Annotated in this window: 14 protein-coding genes; 7 read left to right on the top strand and 7 right to left on the bottom strand. The window is 59.5% G+C overall.

What is annotated here, in order from left to right:
- The first annotated feature begins 28 nt into the window (after positions 1 to 28).
- Positions 29 to 496: a MarR family transcriptional regulator gene (locus ATY78_RS04425; RefSeq protein ID WP_088681131.1), complete on the top strand. Its 468-nt coding sequence runs from the start codon at positions 29 to 31 to the stop codon at positions 494 to 496.
- Between the two features lie 3 nt (positions 497 to 499).
- Here the strand turns inward: ATY78_RS04425 and ATY78_RS04420 are convergent, their stop codons facing one another.
- Positions 500 to 1,690 (bottom strand): low temperature requirement protein A, encoded by a 1,191-nt coding sequence (locus ATY78_RS04420; RefSeq protein WP_088681130.1) that lies wholly within the window; start codon positions 1,688 to 1,690, stop codon positions 500 to 502.
- Between the two features lie 28 nt (positions 1,691 to 1,718).
- Positions 1,719 to 2,093, bottom strand: a complete 375-nt coding sequence (locus tag ATY78_RS04415) for a DUF971 domain-containing protein (protein ID WP_088681129.1) — start codon at positions 2,091 to 2,093, stop codon at positions 1,719 to 1,721.
- 176 nt (positions 2,094 to 2,269) lie between these two features.
- Here ATY78_RS04415 and moaA point away from each other — a divergent pair, with 176 nt between their 5' ends.
- The gene (gene moaA / locus ATY78_RS04410) at positions 2,270 to 3,316 is read left to right on the top strand and encodes a GTP 3',8-cyclase MoaA (protein ID WP_088681128.1); all 1,047 of its coding nucleotides are present in this window, start codon (positions 2,270 to 2,272) and stop codon (positions 3,314 to 3,316) included.
- 365 nt (positions 3,317 to 3,681) lie between these two features.
- Here the strand turns inward: moaA and ATY78_RS04405 are convergent, their stop codons facing one another.
- Positions 3,682 to 4,467: a methyltransferase domain-containing protein gene (locus tag ATY78_RS04405; protein ID WP_088681127.1), complete on the bottom strand. Its 786-nt coding sequence runs from the start codon at positions 4,465 to 4,467 to the stop codon at positions 3,682 to 3,684.
- A 115-nt stretch (positions 4,468 to 4,582) separates the two neighbouring features.
- On the opposite strand from ATY78_RS04405, the gene ATY78_RS04400 reads away from it, so the two are divergent.
- The 4 genes from ATY78_RS04400 to ATY78_RS04385 all read left to right on the top strand — a co-directional run bounded on the left by ATY78_RS04400 (position 4,583) and on the right by ATY78_RS04385 (position 10,442).
- Positions 4,583 to 5,719, top strand: a complete 1,137-nt coding sequence (locus ATY78_RS04400; protein ID WP_088681126.1) for an ABC transporter substrate-binding protein — start codon at positions 4,583 to 4,585, stop codon at positions 5,717 to 5,719.
- A gap of 6 nt (positions 5,720 to 5,725) precedes the next feature.
- Entirely contained in the window at positions 5,726 to 6,796 is a 1,071-nt protein-coding gene (locus ATY78_RS04395) for an iron ABC transporter permease (protein ID WP_088681125.1), read from the top strand.
- Positions 6,790 to 7,542 carry an ABC transporter ATP-binding protein gene (locus ATY78_RS04390; protein ID WP_088681124.1) on the top strand — a complete coding sequence of 251 codons (753 nt, stop codon included), beginning with the start codon at positions 6,790 to 6,792 and terminating at the stop codon, positions 7,540 to 7,542. The genes ATY78_RS04395 and ATY78_RS04390 overlap by 7 nt, the downstream gene beginning before the upstream one ends.
- A gap of 209 nt (positions 7,543 to 7,751) precedes the next feature.
- Positions 7,752 to 10,442, top strand: a complete 2,691-nt coding sequence (locus tag ATY78_RS04385; RefSeq protein ID WP_088681123.1) for a S1 RNA-binding domain-containing protein — start codon at positions 7,752 to 7,754, stop codon at positions 10,440 to 10,442.
- Positions 10,443 to 10,767: 325 nt separating this feature from the next.
- Here the strand turns inward: ATY78_RS04385 and ATY78_RS04380 are convergent, their stop codons facing one another.
- The 4 genes from ATY78_RS04380 to ATY78_RS04365 all read right to left on the bottom strand — a co-directional run bounded on the left by ATY78_RS04380 (position 10,768) and on the right by ATY78_RS04365 (position 15,035).
- Entirely contained in the window at positions 10,768 to 11,718 is a 951-nt protein-coding gene (locus ATY78_RS04380) for a sugar-binding transcriptional regulator (RefSeq protein ID WP_085737461.1), read from the bottom strand.
- Positions 11,719 to 11,739: 21 nt separating this feature from the next.
- Positions 11,740 to 13,206: an FGGY-family carbohydrate kinase gene (locus tag ATY78_RS04375; RefSeq protein ID WP_088681122.1), complete on the bottom strand. Its 1,467-nt coding sequence runs from the start codon at positions 13,204 to 13,206 to the stop codon at positions 11,740 to 11,742.
- Positions 13,207 to 13,269: 63 nt separating this feature from the next.
- Complete coding sequence (locus ATY78_RS04370) at positions 13,270 to 14,226, bottom strand: transketolase family protein (protein ID WP_088681121.1); 957 nt, start codon at positions 14,224 to 14,226, stop codon at positions 13,270 to 13,272.
- Positions 14,226 to 15,035 (bottom strand): transketolase, encoded by an 810-nt coding sequence (locus tag ATY78_RS04365; RefSeq protein WP_088681120.1) that lies wholly within the window; start codon positions 15,033 to 15,035, stop codon positions 14,226 to 14,228. Before ATY78_RS04365 ends, ATY78_RS04370 begins: the two co-directional genes overlap by 1 nt.
- Positions 15,036 to 15,246: 211 nt before the next feature.
- On the opposite strand from ATY78_RS04365, the gene ATY78_RS04360 reads away from it, so the two are divergent.
- The gene (locus ATY78_RS04360; protein WP_088681119.1) at positions 15,247 to 16,227 is read left to right on the top strand and encodes an ABC transporter permease; all 981 of its coding nucleotides are present in this window, start codon (positions 15,247 to 15,249) and stop codon (positions 16,225 to 16,227) included.
- Positions 16,228 to 16,238 lie beyond the last annotated feature (11 nt).

Here is a 16,238-nt window from a genome sequence, read left to right as displayed (position 1 = left end):
GTTCAACACTGAACAATAAAGTACAACGATGAACAAAAATCAATCCCTACCCTGGGATCATCCGCGTTTTCGCAGCTGGATCGCGGTGGCTCGCGCCTGCCAGCTCATGCAGCAATCCCTGACCCGCTCGCTTGCCGATCTCGATATCAAGCCGCCGCATCTCGATATCCTGGTCAATCTCTACCGTTTCGAGGGCATCTCGCAGCAGGAGCTCGCGCGCAAGCTCCTCGTCGGCCGCTCCAATATGAGCATGCTGCTGCCGCAGATGGAACAACGCGGCCTGATCGAGCGGCGCGGCGACGAACGCGACAAGCGCGTGCTGCGCCTCTATCTCACCGGCGAAGGCCGCAAAGTGACCGAGGCGGCCATGGCGATCCAGACCGATCTCATCGAACGCACGCTCTCCGAGGAGCCGATCGAGCAATGCATGGCGACCGCCTCCTCGATGGAGCGAATCATCGCCGTGCTGCTGAAAGATCTGCGCGACGATGACTGATGATCAATGCAGTGACGGCGCCGCCGATGTGCCGCTCAGCGAGCGATATTCCCAGGCGGCGACGATGATCAGCACCAGCGTCGCCAGGATTCCCAGCAGATAGACCTCGACGAACGGGGCCACGAAGGCCAGCAGGACCACCAGCACGAGGCCGGCAAGATGCGACAGCGGCATCCGCCCGCTGGTCGCGCCCTTGAACCAGAGGTTGCCGATCAGGAACAGGCCGGAGCCGCCGAGCACCGCCGCAGCGATGCCGAGATCGCCCGTCTCGTGCGGATGCGAGAACATGAATTCGACCGCCACCGCATGCACGATGATGCCGGCCAAGATCGGGATATGCCCGTAGGTGAAGGCCTGCCGCGCCAAAGCTCCCGGCGTCTCCTCATGCTCGATGCGATGGGCGGCGCGCCCATGGCCGAAGCGGAAATAGAGCCACCACATGGCGACCGTGCCGATGAAAGCGGTCACGAAGACGAGGCTGGTAAGACCCGAGATCGGCAGCTCGGAAAAGGTGCGGCCGGAAACGAGGATCGCTTCGCCGAGGCAGATGATGACGAAGAGCGCGCAGCGCTCGGCCATATGAGCGCCGGAAACATCCCAGTCGCTCGGCGTCGAACGACCAAGGCCGGGCACTGCAAAACCCGCAGCCGGCCCGGCATATTCGATCACGAGTGCAATCACCCAGGCGATCAGCCGCGCCTCATGCTCCATGAGCCCGCCGGCGATCCAGAAGAAGGCGGCGACCACGAGCCAGGTGCTGATACGCATGAAATTCAGCGTATTGGCCCGGTCGACGCGCGTCATCGCATAGGTCGTAAACAGCGAGCGCCCGACCTGCATCGCCACATAGGCGCCGGCAAACAGCAGGCCCTTGTCGCCGAAAGCCTCGGGGATGGAAGCGGACAGCACCAGCCCGAGCATCATCAGCACCACGAGCATGCCGCGCACCGGCATCTTGTCGGGATCGAGCCAGTTCGTCACCCAGGCGGTGAAGATCCATACCCACCAGACGGCGAAGGTCATCAGCGCTGCTTCGGCCGCACCGAGCAGCGTATAATGGGCGGCGAGCGCATGCGAAAGCTGCGAGATCGAAAAGACGAAGACCAGATCGAAGAACAGCTCGAGGAAGGTCACCTTGCTGCCGGCGGCGCTGCCCTTGGCGCGCAGCCAGTTCTTTCTATTCGCTTTCGCCATGTGTCCCCCAATGGCTGTCTATTGAAATTCAGCGCGGTCTTTCCGCCGTGTCGCGGCTCATGCCCTTTTCCCGGAGCTCGTCCTCATAGGCGGAAAACAGCTCCGCGCCGCGTTCGCCGAGTTCACGCAGATAGGTCCAGGTGTAGATGCCGGTATCGTGCATGTCGTCGAAGCCGATTCTAACCGCGTAATTGCCGGTCGGCGTCATCGCGACGATCGCGACGTCGCGCTTGCCCGGCACCGTCACCTTCTGCCCCGGCCCATGCCCCTGCACCTCGGCGGAGGGCGACAGGACCCGAAGGAGTTCGGCCGAAAGATCGAAGCTCTGGCCGTCATTGAAGGTCACCACCAGCCGCTGCCGGTCTTTTGAAACGCGAAGTTCGCTCGGCCAGATATCGCTCATCTCTATCACCCTCTTTCCCTGGAGAAGTAGGCGCTCGGCATTTTCGAGGCAAGCGCAAATTAGCGTGTGCGAATTCTGTTTCCCTTGACGGGGCAATCACATATGCACAAATAGAGAGATAGCGCTTGAAAACAGGCAACGATCCCGTCTGGCGCGGGTCCGTTGCGGAGGAATTGGTGAATACGAGAGTCGGAACCATAGGCAACGCATCGCCGCTCACGGCGGATGCACATCCGATGATCGACCCTTTCGGCCGGGCGGTCACCTATCTCCGCGTCTCCGTCACCGACCGCTGCGATTTCCGCTGCACCTATTGCATGGCGGAGAATATGACCTTCCTGCCGAAGAAGGATCTCTTGACGCTGGAAGAGCTCGACCGTCTCTGTTCCGCCTTCATCGCCAAGGGCGTGCGTAAGATCAGGCTGACCGGCGGCGAGCCGCTGGTGCGCAAGAACATCATGTATCTGGTGCGCCAACTTGGCGAAAAGATCGGCTCCGGCCTCGACGAGCTAACGCTGACGACCAACGGCTCGCAGCTCGCGCGCCATGCCGCGGAACTCTATGACTGCGGCGTGCGCCGCATCAACGTCTCGCTCGATACGCTCGATCCCGATAAGTTCCGCAAGATCACCCGCTGGGGCGATTTCTCCAAGGTCATGGAAGGCATCGACGACGCCCAGAAGGCCGGCCTCAAGATCAAGCTCAACGCCGTAGCCCTCAAAGGTTTCAACGACGTGGAGATGCCCGAAATCCTGCGCTTCGCCCATGGCCGCGGCATGGACCTCACCGTCATCGAAACCATGCCGATGGGCGAGATCGAAGAGGACCGCACCGATCAATACCTGCCGCTCTCCGAGCTGCGCGCCGATCTCGGACGTCAGTTCACGCTCGCCGACATCGACTACCAGACCGGCGGCCCGGCGCGTTACGTCAAGGTCGAGGAAACCGGCGGCCGCCTCGGCTTCATCACGCCGCTGACCCATAATTTCTGCGAAAGCTGCAACCGCGTGCGCCTCACCTGCACCGGTACGCTCTATATGTGCCTCGGCCAAAACGACGCCGCCGATCTCCGCGCCGCGCTCCGCACCACCGAAGACGACGCCCTCCTCCACGCCGCCATCGACGAAGCCATCACCCGCAAGCCGAAAGGCCACGACTTCATCATCGACCGGACTCATAACCGGCCAGCGGTGGCGCGGCATATGAGTGTCACTGGTGGGTGATAAGTTGGTGAGGGCATGCCGTGCAGCGCCCTCACTCCTGTGACGAGCACAGGAATAACGGATGAGAGGGCGTGCCGTGCAGCCCCCTCATCTGCCTGCCGGCATCTTCTCCCCGCTGGGGAGAAGCGGGATCCTGGCAACGTCTCAGTTCCTAGAAACGTCTGAAGTAGAAAGAGAAGCAGGCGGCTTGTTCCCTCTTCTCCCCAGTGGGGAGAAGGTGGCCCGAAGGGTCGGATGAGGGGGCTGCACGGCACGCCGGTCATTGTTGCCCTGCGCTTACGCTCAGCGCATTCGCGGCTTTGCCGCTCACCCCCTCATCTGCCTGCCGGCATCTTCTCCCCGCTGGGGAGAAGGGAAAATCCCAATCACCCAGGCTTACGCGCACAAATCGCAAACCGCTCCTGCACCATCCGCTCCAGCCCACGCAGAAACGGCATCTTGCGCGCCTGCGCCCAATGGATATCCCCGAGCTTGCGGTCAACCACGATATCCGTAAAGCCCGCCTGACGGAGAAGATCGACCACAGCTTCGGCCGGCATCGCCTTGGCGAAATGCACGCGGGAGCGGATGTTCTGGTGCCGCGCCATCATCTCAGGCGACATGTGGCTCGCCGCCGGCTTGCCCGTGATTTTCGTCCAGAGCTTCTGCAGGCCCTTGACCCAGGTCTCCTTGCCCATATTGCCGTCGAGGATCAGCACCTTGCCGCCGGGCTTCAGCACCGCGAACCATTCCTTGAAGGCCGAAGCCGGATCTACCAGCGTCCAGACGAGATGGCGGTTGGTGATGACGTCGTAGCTGTCCCTCGGCTCCATCGTGTTTTCGGCATCTCCGGAAACGAAGCGGATATCGGTGCCGCGCTTCTTCGCCTTGGCGCGCGCCTGCGCCAGCATCGCATCCGACCAGTCCAACCCAGTCACCTTGAAGCCGACATCGTTCATCAGATGCGAGATGACGGCCGTGCCGCAGGCAAGATCGAGCGCCGCACGCCCTTGCCCCTCGCCGAGATGCTTTCGGATCAGCCGCTGCCAGCCCTTCCGCTCTTCTTCCGAAAAGATCTCATGGCCAACGCTCTGGTCGAAGGTGGCGGCCCGCTCCGACCAGAAGTCGCGGATTTCGTCGCGGATGGAGTAGTTCGTGTTCATGGAATTCATCGCAGGCACCCCGGCATGGCATCAGTTTGGAAACGCTCTAAAACATATAACTTGATTTAGAAAGTCATATTTCTTATGCCTGCGGACATTATTCAGACCTCAGGGGAATTTCCAGATGAATTTCGTGAAAATGCTCGCAGTTTCCGCTGCCGCGATTGCGAGCCTGATGCCGCTTTCGGCGCTCGCCCAATCCTTCACCATCAAGGATGTGGCGGGCCGCGAAGTGAGCTTCGACAAGCCGGTCGAGCGTGTGATCCTTGGGGAAGGCCGCATGCTCTACGCCGTCGCGCCGATCGAGAAGGAAGATCCCTTCGCCAAGATCGTCGGCTGGCGCAACGATCTCTGGACCACCGACAAGGACGGCTTCAACGCCTATGTCGAGAAGTTTCCCAAGGGCAAGGACCTGCCCTTCCTCGGCAACTTGACGGACGGCACGCTGCAGACCGAAACGGTCGTCAAGCTTCACCCGGACGTGCTGCTGCTGCCGATCGGCAACAAGACGGCGGCCGACGAGGTGAAGCTCGAGGAGATGCTGAACGGCATCGGCGTCAAGATCGTCTACATCGATTTCCGCGAGCATATTCTCGCCAACACCGAGCCGAGCCTGAAGATTCTCGGCAAGCTCTTCGGCCATGAGGACCGCGCCGAAGCCGTTGCCAGCTTCTGGAAGGAGCAGATGGCGCGCGTGACCGACAGACTGAAGGCGGCCAATCCGCCGGAGCCGAAGGTCTTCATGTATCGCGCCGCCGGTCTGGTGGAATGCTGCGGCACGTTCGGTCCGGATAATTTCGGCCTGATGGTCGATTTGGCCGGCGGCCACAATCTCGGCTCCGATTTCCTGCCGGGTTACACCGGCTCCATCAATGCCGAACAGGTCGTCGCTTCCAATCCCGAGGTCATCGTCGTCACCGGTTCCAACTGGAGCCAGACCAAGGACGCCAAGGATTTCGTGAATGTCGGCCCGAACGCCGCCGCCACCCTCGGCGACAGCCGCAAGGCGCTGATCACGCTGATGGAAAACCCGGCCTTCACCGGCTCCAAGGCGGTGGCCGGCGGCAACGTCCATGCGATCTGGCACCAGTTCTATACCAGCCCCTACCAGTTCGTCGCCGTCCAGCAGCTGGCGAAGTGGTTCCATCCGAACCTCTTTGCCGATCTCGACCCGGATGCCACCTTCAAGGAATTCCACGAGAAGTTCCTGCCGGTCGCCTATCAGCCGGGCTACTGGGTCGACGCCAAGGCGGGCAAGTAATCCGCGATGGCCGAGATCGCCGCCATATCGATCGAAGCCGAAGCCGGGCGGGAGCGCTACCGCGCCCTCGCCCGGCGCAAGCTCCTGATCCTTGCCGCCATGACGGCAGCACTCTGTCTGTCCTTTGCCGTCGATCTCGCCTGGGGACCGGCCCGCTACAGCCTCGGTGAGGTCGTAGCCGCCCTCCTCGACCCGTCCTCCGTTTCGGATCAGGTGCGGGCCGTCGTCTGGAATATCCGCATGCCGGTCGCCGTGATGGCGGTCGTCGTCGGCGCTTCGCTCTCCGTCGCCGGCGCGCAGATGCAGACGATCCTCGCCAATCCGCTCGCCAGCCCCTTCACGCTCGGCATCTCGGCCGCTGCAAGCTTCGGCGCGGCCCTTGCGATCGTCACCAGCGTTCCGCTTCTGCCGGTCGCGGCCGGCCTGCTGGTGCCGGTCAATGCCTTCATCATGGCGTTGATCGCCACCCTCTTCATCCATTTCATCTCCCAGGCCCGCGGCGTCTCGGTGCAGACGGTGGTGCTGCTCGGCATCGCCCTGGTCTTCACCTTCAATGCCGCCCTCGCCTTCCTGCAATATCTCGCCTCGGAACAGGCGCTGTCGGCCGTCGTCTTCTGGACGATGGGCAGCCTCACCAAGGCCACCTGGCCGAAGATCTGGGTGACGCTCGCCGTCCTGCTGGCAGCGTTGCCGCTCTTTGCCCGCAACGCCTGGGCGCTGACGGCCATCCGCCTCGGCGAGGACAAGGCGGCAAGCTTCGGCGTCAATGTCCGCCGCATCCGCCTGGAAACCATGCTCGTCGTCTCGCTGCTTGCCGCGGTCCCCGTAAGCTTCGTCGGCACGATCGGCTTTGTCGGCCTCGTCGGCCCACACATCGCGCGCATGATTCTCGGCGAGGACCAGCGCTTCTTCCTGCCGGGCTCGATCCTTTCCGGCGCATTGCTGCTCTCGCTGACCTCGATCGTCTCGAAGTCGATCGTCCCAGGCGTCGTCTTCCCGATCGGCATCATCACGGCGCTGGTCGGCGTGCCCTTCTTCTTCTCGCTCATCCTCTCGAACAGGAGCCGGTCATGGTAGCGCTTCAGTTGCAGTCGGTCGGCGCCTTTCACGGCCGCAAGCTTTTCGTCGAAGACGTAACGACGCCGGTGATGAAATCAGGCGAGGTCGTCGCCGTCATCGGCCCGAACGCCGCCGGCAAGTCGACGCTCTTCAAGCGCATCACCGGCCTGCTCAAAGGCCCCGGCCATGTCGTCGTCGAAGGCTCGAAGGCGAAGAACGCCATCAGCTACATGCCGCAGGATACGTCGGCCAATGCGGTGCTGACCGTCTACGAATCCATTCTCCTCGCCCGCAAGCAGGGCCAGTCCTGGGCCGTCGGCGACAGCGACCTGCGCTTCATCGACGAGATCATGAAGGCGCTGGATATCACCGCCATCGCCTTCCGCGATCTCGGCGCCCTCTCCGGCGGCCAGCGCCAACTCGTCTCGATCGCCCAGGCGCTCGTCCGCGAACCCGAAATCATGCTGATGGACGAACCCACAAGCGCCCTCGACCTCCACCGCCAGATCGAAGTCCTAGACTTCATGCGCCGCCAGGCCCGCGCCAAAGGCATGCTCGTCCTGATCGCCATCCACGACCTCAACCAGGCGCTTCGCTTCGCCGACAAGGTGCTGGTCATCGCCAACGGCCGAATGCGCGCCTGCGGCGCCCCGAGGGACGTGGTCACGGCGGAGATGCTGCGGGAAATCTACAGGGTCGAGGCCCGGGTGGAGAAATGCTCGATGGAGTATGATCATGTGATCGTGGATGGGACCGCGCATTGACCGTTAAAATGCAAACTCACGCTGGCGCGGATATTAGCAAACCCAAGCGAGAATCCGAAGCCATCGGACGGTGAACCGACTGCAGTTTCTCTTCCGGATCATTCTAAAAATTTGCTGCTGCAACGCATGGTTACAACACCGGGACATACAGGAGCTTGACAGCCGCCACACATTGTCAAAAGGTTGGACAACTACAAGTGGGGGAACAAATGATTTTCGAGCGCCCGACTGCGGAAGTACTTCATAACGAAAGTGATGTAGAACAAAAGCTACTTTATCCACTGCTCGCCGCTGATATGCCCACCGGCTTGGCTCACGATCCAGCAGATATTCACACCAAAGCCAATGTACGCAAATTCATAATCGGCAAGGGTTCCGATCAGAAGAGTTATTTTCCTGATTATATAATAGCACGAAGCGGGTTCCCAATAGTCGTCGCCGAGGCAAAGGCACCCGGCTCTGACTTGGGTGAAGCTTATCGTGAAGCACGTTTGTATGCGGCGGAATTAAATTCACAATTTGATTCCGGCGTGCAGCCAATCAGTAAATTGATTGCAACGGATGGGTTGTCGCTTCACGCCGGCCCGGCGGACCATGCCGAGCCTAAGTACGTTCTGCGTCTTGAAGATCTAGATATCTACAATGACACATTCGCAAAATTTGCAGCTGAATTCAGCGCCCATGCCGTCGATGCGGCATTTAGCTCCCTTCTACCGCTTGTCCGGACCAAACGCTTTTGGAAACCGCGAAAACTCGTAGGAGGAGTTGCTTTCCAGCGCGAAGAAGTCGGTATGAATTCGTTCGGCGCAACGATTTCAGCGGACTTCTCCCATATTTTCAATCCGCTCACCTTAGAAGACAGAAATTTCGTGGCTCGGCACGGCTATATTTCTTCAAAGCGACGCGAAAGGTATATTGAGCCGATCGACCGGATCATAAGGGCTTCCACCCCAGCATCCGAAACTCGCTCAAAGACCCTTGAGGACACTGCAGCACCTCTGGAAATTGTAAAGGTGTTACGCGGTTCAAGACAGCTCGAACATCAGGTAATGCTCATTGTCGGTAGCGCCGGCGCAGGTAAGACCACGTTTATTGATCACCTTCGTGAGAAAGCCTTGCCCGCTGACGTTCGCTTGAAAACAGTCTGGTTGCACATCGATATGAACCCCGCGCCGATCTCCCGAAGTGAGATATATGACTGGCTTAGAGGGCAGATTGTTGACAGCTGCAAAGCAGTCGATCCGCAGACTGACTTCGATGAGCTGGACACAATCAAAAATGTACACGCCGCCCAGGTGACTCAATTTCGCAAGGGTACCGGCCGACTGTACGAGGGAAACAAGGAAACCTGGAATATTAAACTAGCAGAACATCTTGAACACACGCTACGAGATAAGCATACAGTAGCCCAAAATCACACGGTTTACTGTTCCTCAAACCGCGGAAAGCTACTAATTATTGTACTTGATAACTGTGATAAGCGGCTTAGGGACGAGCAATTACTTATGTTCGAAGCTGCTCAATGGATACAACGCGAATTCAAGGCCCTTGTGGTTCTGCCTCTTAGAGAGGAGACGTATGATAATCATCATAGCGAACCTCCGTTGGATACTGCGTTAAAAGATCTGGTATTCCGCATCGAACCTCCCCTTTTTCAACGCATTTTGCAAAGTCGCGTCCAACTTGCCGTGAAAGCCAATAGTGCAGATGGAAAGAAGACCCTGCGATACGAATTACCGAATGGTATGCACGTTGATTACCCAGCTTCCGACCAAGCGTACTATTTATCCTCTATACTGCGATCAGTGTTTGAACATGACATGCATGTTAGGCGACTAATAGTTGGATTAGCTGGCCGCAACATGCGCAGAGCCATGGAAATATTTATAGAATTCTGCACAAGCGGTCATATCGGCGAGGATCACATCCTTAAGATGGTACAGAGCGAAGGGCAATATGTGTTGCCATTGAGCCTGGTAACGACAGTCCTTTTACGATCAAACCTACGCTTCTACGACAGCGACAGGGCTTATCTAAAGAACCTATACGCAGCTAGCGAACTTGATCAGCACCCGTCGTTCTTTGCCCGCCTTTTGATGTTAAAATGGCTTGATGAAAAATCAAACCAAATTGGTCCGCAACGTTTGAAGGGATATGTCAATGTGCGACAAATGCGAAGCGAACTCTCCCGCTTCGGTGTAGACCATACGGTATTCTTCAGAGAGTTGGAAACCCTGGCGCGGGGTTTTTGTATTCTTTCCGAAGACTTTCGAACGGCCAACCTTGCCGACGATGATCTAATTGCTCTGGCGCCGGCAGGCCGCGTACATCTACAGATCTGCAGCGATACCTACTACCTAGCCGCTATAGCTGAGGATACGTGGTTTAGAGATCAGGCTTTGGCGGAAGCAATCGCGGAGAGGATAAAAAACAGTTCTCAACACTATTCACCAAGAACAGCAATGCATAATGCTCGCGCCTGTTTGAATGAACTGGCTCACATACGTCAATCTGAAAGCAAGGCTTACAACGCGGTGTTTCAAGACAACAGATTTGACAACATGACAGATCTTACCAAAGCACAGACTACGTTGGGGGCATTCGAGCGTTCACTTGTCACCGGACCCTGGGTGGGCGCCGATACCAGGTACCCAGAAAATACTATTCATCAGGGTCGTGTCGTCAATCGGACTAGATATGGAGTCTTTGTTGATCTTGAACAGGGAGTTACGGGCCTTATCCATTCATCAAATATTCAAGGGGATCATTTTAACGCGTCCGAATACGCTATCGGCGCGGACATAAGGGTGAAGGTCCTTGATATAGACCATCTGGCTAGACGGATGTCTCTAGTCCATGCATCCGATGAGACGGCGTTAGAGAAATGCTGGGGGAAATAAATATGGGGCACAAGTTTTTGAGCCTGATTCTCGCCTCGTGTATGCCTTGAACGTAACCCTCCATCCCCCAACAAATCATGCCCAATAATAAACGAGGCAGCGTCGGTCGCTAGAAATACCGACAGCCCCACACCAGTGAGGTTGAATCGATCGCCTGCTGCCAGCGATCGTGCGGCATTTCCTAGGTTGGCACAGCACCATCACCACCGAAATCGCGGGAAATCTACAGAATCAAGGCCCGGGTGGAAGAAATGCACACCGGACCACGATCATGTGATCGTGGATGGCGCGGCACATTCAAGCCGGCAAAATCACCCCGTCCCCGTCAGTCGATCAACCGCTGCGCAGTAAACTTATCCGTCACAAGCATGTCGATCACCCCCACACGCAGCGCACCTGCGATCGCATCGGTCTTCTTGGCTCCGCCAGCCAGAGCAATCACCCGGTCCACCCGTTCGAGATCCTCGAGCGGCAGCCCAATGACCCGGTCGTCGAGAGGTGTCTTGACCGGCTTGCCGTTCTTATCGAAGAAGCGAAGCGAGATATCGCCGACGGCGCCCGCTTCCGCGAGGTCGGAGAGTTCGCGGGAGGAAAAGATGTTGCCCGAGCGGGCGAGAAGTTCGGATGGTTCGACGGCTCCGATGCCGACGATCGCGAGCGTTATGCTGCCGAAGAGGTCCATCGTTTCGCGCACGAACGGGTCGGCCTGCATCAGAAGTTTTGCCTCCCTCGATGTCGTCACGCCCTGCACGGGGAGCAGTTTCGGCTCGGCGCCGGTCAGCCGCGCAAGCCGCGTGGTCAGCTGTGTCGCATGCGTCTGCACCGAAGGATCGCCCATGCCGCCAAGGGTCTGGACGACGTATTTCACCTGAGCGCTCTTCGAAGGATGGATGTTCTCGACCATCTTGAAAATGGTCTGGCTCCAGCTCGAAACGCCGATGATCTCTCCTGGCGAAAGCGTCACCTCCAGGAGATGGGCCGCTGCCTCTCCGATACGGGCCATGATGGCACCGTCCCGGTCTTCCGTGCACTCGACGACGATCGCCTCCGGCAGACCGTATTTCTCGCGAAGCGCCCCCTCGAGCTCGCTATAGGTGCCGACGGGAGGGATCACGCTGGTTCTGACGATATCCTCAGCCTCGGCGCGCTTCAACATGCGCGACACCGTCGCCTGAGACAGTCGAAGGTGCTCCGCGATCTCCGCCTGTCGCCGCCCCTCTATGTGGTACATCTGGGCGACCCTTGAAATGAGGCGGAGTTCGTTGAGGCGAGTCATCGCTAATCCCAGAGTGAATTTTTATTCACCTTTAGCCTGTGTTTCGCGGGACGTCGAGCGGGCGAGCGCATCATTCCAGGTATCGAGAAGCACCACGCGATCCACGGACTGCGGCTCGATGGTCTCGGTGTTTCGCGGCAACTCCGCGACAATCTTGAGATCGCTCCACAAGCCGAGTGACAGCCCCGCCAGATAGGCAGCCCCCAGAGCCGACGCCTCGGGTGCTTCGCATTGGATCACGGGTTGTTCGATGAGGTTCGAGACACACTGCATCAGGAAGCGGTTCTGGCTCGGTCCGCCATCCACATAAAGCGCACCGAGTTCGCCGCCGCTCTGCGTCCGCATCGCCGCGATCACGTCATGCACCTGGAAGGCGATGGAATCGGTTACCGACCGAGCCATCTGCGCGCGTGTGGTATTGAAGTTGATCTGGGAGAACAGCGCGCGGGCATCGGCATTCCAGTAAGGGGCACCCAGTCCCACGAATGCCGGCACGAAGCCGGGGCCGCCCGGCTCGGCGCTCGCCGCAAGCTCGACGAGAGCTGCCACATCCGCAAGGCCGAGAATATCGGCCATCCAGGGAAGACTGGCGGCGCAAACGAGAATATTGCCTTCGAAGGCGAAAGTCGGCTTTCCCCCGAGACGCCATGCAACGGTGGTCGTGACGCCGTTGCGTGGGGGAATGAATTGCGAAAGCGTCGTCATGACTGAAGAGCCGGTCCCGAAAGTCACCTTGCCGTCGCCCGGCTTGAATGCCCCATGACCGAACAGGGCGGCGTGGCTGTCTCCGATCGCGGCCATGATAGGAGTACCGTCAGGCACCCCCGGCAATCCTTGCGTTCTGCCGAAATCGGCGGAGCTGTCGAGCACCTCGGGCAGCAGCGCGATATCGACGCCGAAAATCTCGCCGAGTTCCTCGCTCCATCTCTGCTCCCGGAGATCGAACAATTGGCTCCTGGCGGCATTCGAAGCGTCGCAGGCATGCCGGCGCCCGCCCGTCAGGCAGTGGACGAGCCAGCTGTCGATCGTTCCGAGCCGCACCGATCGCCCGGCCGGAATACGGTCGAGCAGCCAGCGGAATTTCGAACCTGGGAACATCGGGTCCAATGGCAGGCCGGTAAGCGCCTGCACCCGGTCAAGGCGACCTTCGGCAATGAGACGTTCGCAATCCTGCGCCGTTCGGCGGCACTGCCAGCTGACCACCGGCCCGAGCGCCTCCCCGGTATCGGCGTCCCAGGCGGTAACGGATTCGCGCTGGTTGGAAATGGCCACGGCCTCGATAACAACATCGGGGCCGGCCTTCAGGCAGGCGTCGACCGCTTCGCGGACCGATGCGTAGAGCCGGCGCGGATCTTGTTCGACCCAGCCCGGTTTGGGATAGGAGATGCCGACGGGCGCCGAACCCCTGCCGACGATTTCTCCCTTCTCGGAAACGAGAACTGCCTTTGAATTGGTCGTGCCCTGGTCGATTGCCAGAATTGCCCGCATTCTATCCTCCCCGGATCAGGTGACGGCCGAAACGGCAAAAGCGTATCAGCCGCCATGATCCCATTACTTGCGCTTGATCAGCGCCTGCGCGGCGTCGGCGATTGCGGACGGCGCCATCCCGAATTCGTCAAGCAGGAACTCTGCCGAACCTGTGGGGGCATACACGCCGGGAACGCCGAGACGCTTCATCGGCACCGGGGCATTGTCGACCACCACTTCGGCGACCGCCGAGCCGAGCCCGCCAAAGATCGAATGCTCTTCGGCTGTGACGATCGCTCCGGTTTCCCTGGCAGCAGTGATGATAGCCTCCTCGTCGATGGGACGAACCGTCGCAAGATTGAGCACTCTGGCATTGATACCGCGCTCAGCGAGGATTTCGGCCGCCTTCAGAATGCGATGGGTCAAAGTGCCGTTGGCGATGAGCGTGACGTCGGAACCCTGGCGAAGGAGATTCGCCTTGCCAAGTTCGAACCTATGGCCTTCCGGAAGCAGGTCCGGCACGCCGACCCGTGACAGGCGCAGGAAACACGGCCCGTCATAACTCGCAGCCCAGGCAACGGCAGCGGCGGTTTCGATGCGGTCACAAGGCGCAATGACCGGAAGATTGGGCAGAACCCGCGTCCAGGCGAAATCTTCGATCGAGTGATGGGTCGGGCCGAGTTCGCCATAGGCCATGCCGGAGGAGATGCCGACCAGCTTGACGTTGGCATTCGAATAGGAAATGTCGGCCTTGATCTGCTCCAGCGACCGCCCGGTGAGAAACGGAGCGGCGGCGCAGACGAATGGAAGCCGTCCGCCATTGGCGAGGCCCGCTCCGACGCCGACCATATTTTGCTCCGCGATGCCGACATTGACGAGGCGTTCGGGAAATTTCGACTTGAAGCCGCCAAGCTTGGAGGAACCGACGGAATCGTTGCAGACGGCGACGATCGTTTCGTTTTCAGCGGCCAGCCGCTCGAGCGTCGCGGCGAATGCGTCGCGGCAATCGTGGAGCTTGGGTGGGTTTACTGGGGCGTTCATCACAGTGCCTCCGACAATTCTGCCAATGCGATTTCGTATTGTTCTTTGCTCGGCACCTTATGATGCCATTCGACCCGGTCCTGCATGAACGAGATTCCATGGCCCTTGTTGGTATGGGCGACGATGCAATGCGGCCTTGCCCCCCGGTGTTCGAGCGCAGGAACGATTTCGCTCATCGTATTGCCGTTGATATCGGTGACTTCCCAATCGAAGGCTTCGAGCTTCGGGCGCAGCGGGGCGAGATCATTGGTTTCGGCCAGCGCCGCGCCCTGCTGAAACCTGTTGTGATCGATGACCAGCGTCAAGTTATCGAGCTTGAACTGGGCGGCCGCCATGATCGCTTCCCAGTTGGAACCCTCCTGCATCTCACCGTCGCCGGTGACGACATAGGTGTGAAATTTAGCACCCGAGAGCTTGGCCGCTTTCGCCATTCCGACTGCGACCGGAAGACCATGGCCGAGCGGCCCGGTATTCGTTTCGACGCCCGGAACCTTGTTGCAATTCGGATGCCCGTTCAGCCGCGAATGCGGCTGCAGGAAGGTGGAAATCTCCTCCTCCGGAATGAAGCCGCGTTTTGCGAGCGTCACATAGAGGGCGCATGCCGTATGCCCCTTTGACAGAACGAACCTATCGCGGTCGGGATGTTTGGGCTGATCCGGCCAGACTTTCAGCACACGAAAATAGAGCGCCGTCAAAATGTCGATGACCGACATCTCCCCGCCAATATGGCCGGCGCCCGCTTCAAAGACCGCCTGGAGATCGCGCAATCGGATCTCGCGGGCGATGCGCTCAAGTTCTGTCGTATCCATGGGCTCCTCGTGTGCATAAATATTCAATACTCAATATTTTTGCACAACAAACCGATTAGTCAAGCCCCTTAACGAGGCCGCTAAGAACATAGGCCGCCGGAAATCTTGTTGACAGCCGGAAAGCAAGTTGTTAATGAATTTTCCAGCAGGCATGAATATTTATTCTCGCCTGAACGAATATCGGATACAAGCCTAAGCATAGGGAGGAGCAATGGTGGCGCTCGATATCAATGAACACAGGCTTTCGTCCGGCGCCTGGCTCGGCAAGCTCAAGGGAGCTACCGGCCCGCTCGTGGGACTGCTTGCGCTCTGCGTCTTTCTGAGCCTCAGCACGGACACGTTTCTTTCGGTTCGAAACGGCCTCAACATCCTCGACCAGATCACCGTTCTCGGCATCATGGCTGTGGGAATGACCTTCGTCATCCTGATCGGCGGCATCGATCTCTCAGTCGGCTCGGCGCTCGCGCTGGCGATGATGGTCATGGGCTGGACCGCCAACGTCGCCGGCCTGCCCCTGCCCGTCGGCATCGTCTTTGCGCTGATCGCCTCGGCGGTATCAGGCCTGATCGTCGGGCTTCTGGTGACGCAGTTCAGGGTTCCGGCCTTTATCGCCACGCTTGCAATGATGTCGGCCGCCCGCGGCGTTGCGAACATGATCACCGACGGCCAGCAGATCGTCGGCTTCCCCGACTGGTTCATGATGCTGGCGATCGATCGCCATTTCGGCGTCATCACAGCCACGGTCTTTCTGATGCTTGCGGTGGTTCTTGCGGCCTGGCTTTTCCTGCACTTCCGATCCGAAGGGCGCATGCTCTATGCGGTGGGCGGAAACTCGGAAGTCGCGCGCCTCGCCGGCATCAACGTCCCGCTCGTGACGATCAGCGTCTATGTCGTGAGTGCCGTTCTTGCGGGGCTCGCGGGCGTCGTGCTCGCCGCCCGGCTGGATTCCGTCCAGCCGTCCAGTGGTCTCGGCTATGAGCTGGATACCATCGCCGCGGTCGTCATCGGCGGAACTTCCCTCTCCGGCGGCGCGGGCGGCATCGGCGGGACGCTGATCGGCGTTCTCATCATCGGCGTGCTTCGCAACGGCCTCAACCTTCTCAACGTCTCGCCGTTTCTTCAGCAGGTGATCATCGGCATCGTCATCGTGCTTGCGGTCGGCGCAGAAACCATTCGTCGGCGCCGCGCCTGACGCGCGCTGGC

Source organism: Rhizobium sp. R635 (genome assembly GCF_002211285.1).
Classification (GTDB): domain Bacteria; phylum Pseudomonadota; class Alphaproteobacteria; order Rhizobiales; family Rhizobiaceae; genus Rhizobium.
This window is presented reverse-complemented; position numbering and strand designations above follow the sequence as displayed.